The sequence below is a fragment of the Streptomyces niveiscabiei genome, assembly GCF_001419795.1.
GTDB classification, from domain to species: domain Bacteria; phylum Actinomycetota; class Actinomycetes; order Streptomycetales; family Streptomycetaceae; genus Streptomyces; species Streptomyces niveiscabiei.
Genome location: NZ_LIRL01001153.1, coordinates 1 through 4,505 on the forward strand (window position 1 = coordinate 1; position 4,505 = coordinate 4,505).

Genomic DNA, 4,505 nt, shown 5'->3' on the forward strand with positions numbered 1-4,505 from the left:
GAGTACGGGGACGGCGTGGTGGCCGGGCGGGAGGCCGAGGGGGATGCCGGGGCTGCCGGGCGGACGCCACAGGCCGGTGCGGCGGTGGTCCGGCAGGTGTCCGAGGGGCGTGCCGTGACCGCCGGACGGGACGCCGAGGTGGGTTCCGTGGCTGCTGGGCGGAGCCCGGGAGACAGTGGCGGCGGAAGCCGTACGGCCCTCGCCGAGGCCGCCGTCCGGTCCGCGCGGCAACACGGTGAGAACGGTTGCACAACCGTCCTCGTCACCCGCGACGGCGCCCCTGTCGGCGCCCTCGACCTCACCGACCGGCTCCGCCCCGAGGCCCCCGCCGCCGTCGCCGCGCTGACCGCGCTCACCGGCTCCGCGCCCGTCCTGCTCACGGGCGACCAGCCGGAGGCCGCCGCCCGCGTGGCCGAGGCGGCCGGCATCACGGACGTACGGGCCGGACTCCTCCCCGAGGAGAAGGTCGCCGCGGTGCAGAGGCTGGGCACGCGCGTCCTCTTCGTCGGCGACGGCGTCAACGACGCGCCCGCCCTCGCCGTCGCCCATGCGGGCGTCGCCATGGGGCACGCCGGCTCGGACCTGGCGCTGGAGACCGCCGACGCCGTCCTGGTCCACGACGACCTCTCCGCCGTACCGGCCGCCGTACGCCTCTCCCGCACGGCCCGCCGCCTGGTCCGGCAGAATCTCGTGATCGCGGGGGTGTTCATCACCGGTCTGGTGCTGTGGGACCTGGTCGGACACCTGCCGCTGCCGCTGGGCGTGGCCGGGCACGAGGGGTCGACCGTGCTGGTGGGGCTGAACGGGCTGCGGCTGCTGCGGGAGTCGGCCTGGCGGGCCTGAGCGCCCCACGTCCATGTCGTATTTCCGCCAGCCGAACCTCCCGCCCGCCCGCATGCTGGACTCATGCAGAACGGGATGCACACCGACCGGGACCGCTGTGTACGGGCCGTGCAGTCGAAGGACGCGCGGTTCGACGGGTGGTTCTTCACGGCGGTCCACACGACCGGGATCTACTGCCGGCCGAGCTGCCCGGCCGTGCCGCCGAAGCCGCGGAACATGACGTTCTACCCGAGCGCGGCGGCCTGCCAGCAGGCCGGGTTCCGGGCGTGCAAGCGGTGCCGCCCGGACACGAGCCCCGGCTCGCCGGAGTGGAACCAGCGCGCGGACGCCGTGGCCCGCGCCATGCGGCTCATCGCGGACGGCGTCGTCGACCGCGACGGCGTCACCGGCCTCGCCGCCCGCCTCGGCTACAGCACCCGGCAGGTCGAACGCCAACTCCTCGCCGAACTCGGCGCCGGACCACTGGCGTTGGCGAGGGCGCAGCGCGCACAGACCGCGCGCATCCTCATCGAGACCAGTGAACTCCCCATGGCCGATGTGGCGTTCGCGGCCGGCTTCGCCTCGATCCGGACGTTCAACGACACCGTCCGCGAGGTCTTCGCGCTCGCGCCCACCGAACTACGCGCCCGCGCACCGAAGTCGGCGAAGGGGACCCCCGGCGCGCTCCAGCTCCGGCTGCCCTTCCGCGCCCCCCTCAACCCCGACAACCTCTTCGGCCACCTCGCGGCAACCGCCGTACCCGGCGTGGAGGAGTGGAGGGACGGCGCCTTCCGCCGCACCCTGCGGCTGCCGTACGGCCACGGCATCGTCGCCCTCACCCCGCAGCCCGACCACATCGCGTGCCGCCTCACCCTCAGCGACCTGCGCGACCTGACGGTCGCGACGAGCCGCTGCCGCCGCATGCTCGACCTCGACGCCGACCCGGTCGCCGTGGACGACCAGCTGCGCACCGACCCGGTCCTCGCGCCGCTCGTCGACAAGGCACCCGGGCGCCGCGTGCCCCGCACCGTCGACGAGGCCGAGTTCGCGATCCGCGCGGTCCTGGGACAGCAGGTCTCCACGGCGGCGGCCCGCACACACGCCGCGCGCCTGGTCACCGCGTACGGCGACCCCGTGGACGACCCCGAGGGCGGCCTCACGCACCTCTTCCCGACGGCCGAGGCGCTGGCCGGCCTCGACCCCGAGACCCTCGCGATGCCCCGTACCCGGCGGACGACGTTCACCACCCTGGTCGCCCGACTCGCCGACGGCACCCTGCACTTGGGCCCCGAGAGCGACTGGCCCGAGACCCGCGCCCGCCTCCTGGAACTCCCCGGCTTCGGGCCCTGGACCGTCGACGTCATCGCCATGCGCGCCCTCGGCGACCCCGACGCGTTCCTCCCCACCGACCTCGGAGTCCGCCGCGCCGCCCAGGAGTTGGGGCTGCCCGCGACCCCGGCCGCCCTCACGGCCCGCGCCGCCGCCTGGCGCCCCTGGCGCGCGTACGCCGTCCAGTACCTGTGGGCGACCGACGACCATCCCATCAACTTCCTGCCCGCGTAAGGATGTCCACGTGAAGCACCACAAGGTCATCGACAGCCCCTACGGCCCCCTCACACTCGTCGCCGACGACGGCGTCCTGTGCGGCCTCTACATGACCGACCAACGCCACCGGCCACCGGAGGAGTCCTTCGGACCGCGCGACGACACGCTCTTCGCCGAGCCGGAAGCCCAACTGGAAGCCTATTTCCGGGGCGAGTTGAAGGAATTCACCCTGGAACTCGCCCTGAAGGGAACGGAGTTCCAGAAATCGGTCTGGTCCCAGCTCCGATCCATCCCCTACGGCGAGACCCGCACCTACGGCCAACTCGCCGACGCCCTCGGCAACTCCGGCGCCTCCCGGGCCGTCGGCCTCGCCAACGGCAAGAACCCCGTCGGCATCATCGTCCCCTGCCACCGTGTCATCGGCTCCACCGGCAGCCTCACCGGCTACGGCGGCGGCCTGGACCGCAAACGCCGCCTCCTGGACTTCGAACGGGGAACGGCTCTTTTCTGATCAGCTCAACTCCCGCAGCAGGCGCGGCAATGCCGTTCCGATCGGCTCGCGCACCACCTCGGCCGCGACCTCGTCGTACGGGGTCTCCTCCGCGTTGACGACGATCAGACGGGCGCCGTTCTCGGTGGCGATGCCGGCCAGGGAGGCGGCGGGGTGCACCTTGAGGGAGGTGCCGACCGCGTAGAAGAGCTGGCAGGCCTTGGTGATGGCCAGGGCGTCGGCGAGGACCTCGGGGCTGAGGTGTTCGCCGAACATGACCGTCGCCGACTTGAGGATGCCGCCGCAGTCCAGGCACGGCGGATCGTCCTCGCCCGCGTCCAGCCGGGCCAGGGCGTCCTCCATCGGGCCGCGCGCGCCGCACCGCGTGCACACGAACTGGCGTGCCGTGCCGTGGAGTTCGAGGACCTTGCGGGCCGGGAGCCCGGCGAGCTGGTGGAGGCCGTCCACGTTCTGCGTGAGCACCCGCACCGGTACGCCCGACCGCTCCAGCTCCACGATCGCCCGGTGCGCGGCGTTCGGCTCGGCCCGCAGCGCCTCGCTCTGCCGCCGCATCCGCCAGGAACGCCGCCGGATCTCCGGGTCGCCCATGTAGTACTCGTACGTCACGAGCTTCTCGGCGTCCGGGTCCCCCCGCCACAGGCCGTTCGGGCCGCGGTAGTCGGGGATTCCGGAGTCCGTGCTGATACCGGCGCCGGTCAGGATGGCGACGAGGGGCTTGGTCATGGGCCGAGCGTAAGTGCCCCCGACCGGGCGGGCGAACGGATATCCGACGCCCCGGCCCCGGTGATAGCGTCACGCCATGGCAAAGGTCTCCGTCTCCCTCGACGCCGAACTCGTCGTCGAGGCCATGGTGCTGGCCGGGGTCGGCACCCCGCAGGACGCCGTCGAACTCGTCCTGCGCGACTACATCCAACGCGGCCACCGCACCGAGGCGCGCGTCGCGGAACGGGACGACGCCCTGCGCGAGATCGACGCGAAGCCGCACACCGAACAGGGCTGAGCCCGATACGTCCGATCAGGACACCGCGACTCCGTTCTCCAGCTCCACCGTCCCCGCCCCCTCCGCCAGCGCGTCCAGGGCCGCCAGGACCCTCAAGCCCAACGTCCCGGGCAGGCGAGCCGTGAGTTCCTCGCGGGGGACCAGCCGCCAGGACAGCAACTCCTCCTCCTGGAGCCGGATCGCCTTGAGGTCGTCCGCGTCGAGGACACCGCCGTCGTACACGTACGCCACGATCGGCGGCCGAGCCGGACCGTGGACCCAGTCGACCGCGAGGAGCCGGCCCAGCGGACGGTCGAGGCCGATCTCCTCCAGGGTCTCGCGGCGGGCGCCCTGGCGGGGTGTCTCGCCGGTGTCCGACTCGATGGTGCCGCCCGGAAGCGCCCACCCCTCACGGTAGTTGGGCTCGACGAGCAGCACCCGCCCCTCGGCGTCCCGGAAGAGCGCGGCGGCGCCGGCGAGGATGCGGGGCAGGGAGGCGATGTACGCGGCGTAGTCGGAGGTGCTCATTCCCGCAGGGTATCCAGGCGACCCCGGCACCGCCGAACTGCCGCGCGGACACGCCGAGTTCACGCCCTCCCGCACCTCCCGCGCCGTCCTGCGCGCCCCGCCCCCTTCGGGAGAACGCCC

Annotated in this window: 6 protein-coding genes; 4 read left to right on the top strand and 2 right to left on the bottom strand. The window is 73.5% G+C overall.

Features of this window, described 5'->3' with window-relative positions:
- From AOK24_RS41310 to AOK24_RS41320, 3 genes are all read left to right on the top strand, one after another.
- On the top strand, window positions 1-843 hold an 843-nt coding region (locus AOK24_RS41310; RefSeq protein WP_240554374.1), incomplete at its 5' end, for an HAD-IC family P-type ATPase.
- Window positions 844-918: 75 nt separating this feature from the next.
- Window positions 919-2,385, top strand: a complete 1,467-nt coding sequence (locus AOK24_RS41315) for an AlkA N-terminal domain-containing protein (protein WP_055725039.1) — start codon at window positions 919-921, stop codon at window positions 2,383-2,385.
- A gap of 10 nt (window positions 2,386-2,395) precedes the next feature.
- Complete coding sequence (locus tag AOK24_RS41320; protein WP_055725035.1) at window positions 2,396-2,878, top strand: methylated-DNA--[protein]-cysteine S-methyltransferase; 483 nt, start codon at window positions 2,396-2,398, stop codon at window positions 2,876-2,878.
- Here AOK24_RS41320 and AOK24_RS41325 read toward each other — a convergent pair whose 3' ends face one another.
- Entirely contained in the window at window positions 2,879-3,601 is a 723-nt protein-coding gene (locus tag AOK24_RS41325; RefSeq protein ID WP_055725036.1) for an SIR2 family NAD-dependent protein deacylase, read from the bottom strand.
- A gap of 76 nt (window positions 3,602-3,677) precedes the next feature.
- Between AOK24_RS41325 and AOK24_RS41330 the strand changes: the two genes are divergently transcribed.
- Window positions 3,678-3,878 (top strand): type II toxin-antitoxin system VapB family antitoxin, encoded by a 201-nt coding sequence (locus tag AOK24_RS41330; RefSeq protein WP_055725037.1) that lies wholly within the window; start codon window positions 3,678-3,680, stop codon window positions 3,876-3,878.
- A 15-nt stretch (window positions 3,879-3,893) separates the two neighbouring features.
- Here the strand turns inward: AOK24_RS41330 and AOK24_RS41335 are convergent, their stop codons facing one another.
- Entirely contained in the window at window positions 3,894-4,385 is a 492-nt protein-coding gene (locus AOK24_RS41335) for an NUDIX domain-containing protein (protein ID WP_055725038.1), read from the bottom strand.
- Window positions 4,386-4,505 lie beyond the last annotated feature (120 nt).

Coding starts and splice junctions, on each gene's coding strand:
- AOK24_RS41325 (WP_055725036.1), bottom strand. CDS start 3,601: ATGACCAAGCCCCTCGTCGCCATCCTGACCGGCGCCGGTATCAGCACG.
- AOK24_RS41335 (WP_055725038.1), bottom strand. CDS start 4,385: ATGAGCACCTCCGACTACGCCGCGTACATCGCCTCCCTGCCCCGCATC.
- AOK24_RS41330 (WP_055725037.1), top strand. CDS start 3,678: ATGGCAAAGGTCTCCGTCTCCCTCGACGCCGAACTCGTCGTCGAGGCC.
- AOK24_RS41315 (WP_055725039.1), top strand. CDS start 919: ATGCACACCGACCGGGACCGCTGTGTACGGGCCGTGCAGTCGAAGGAC.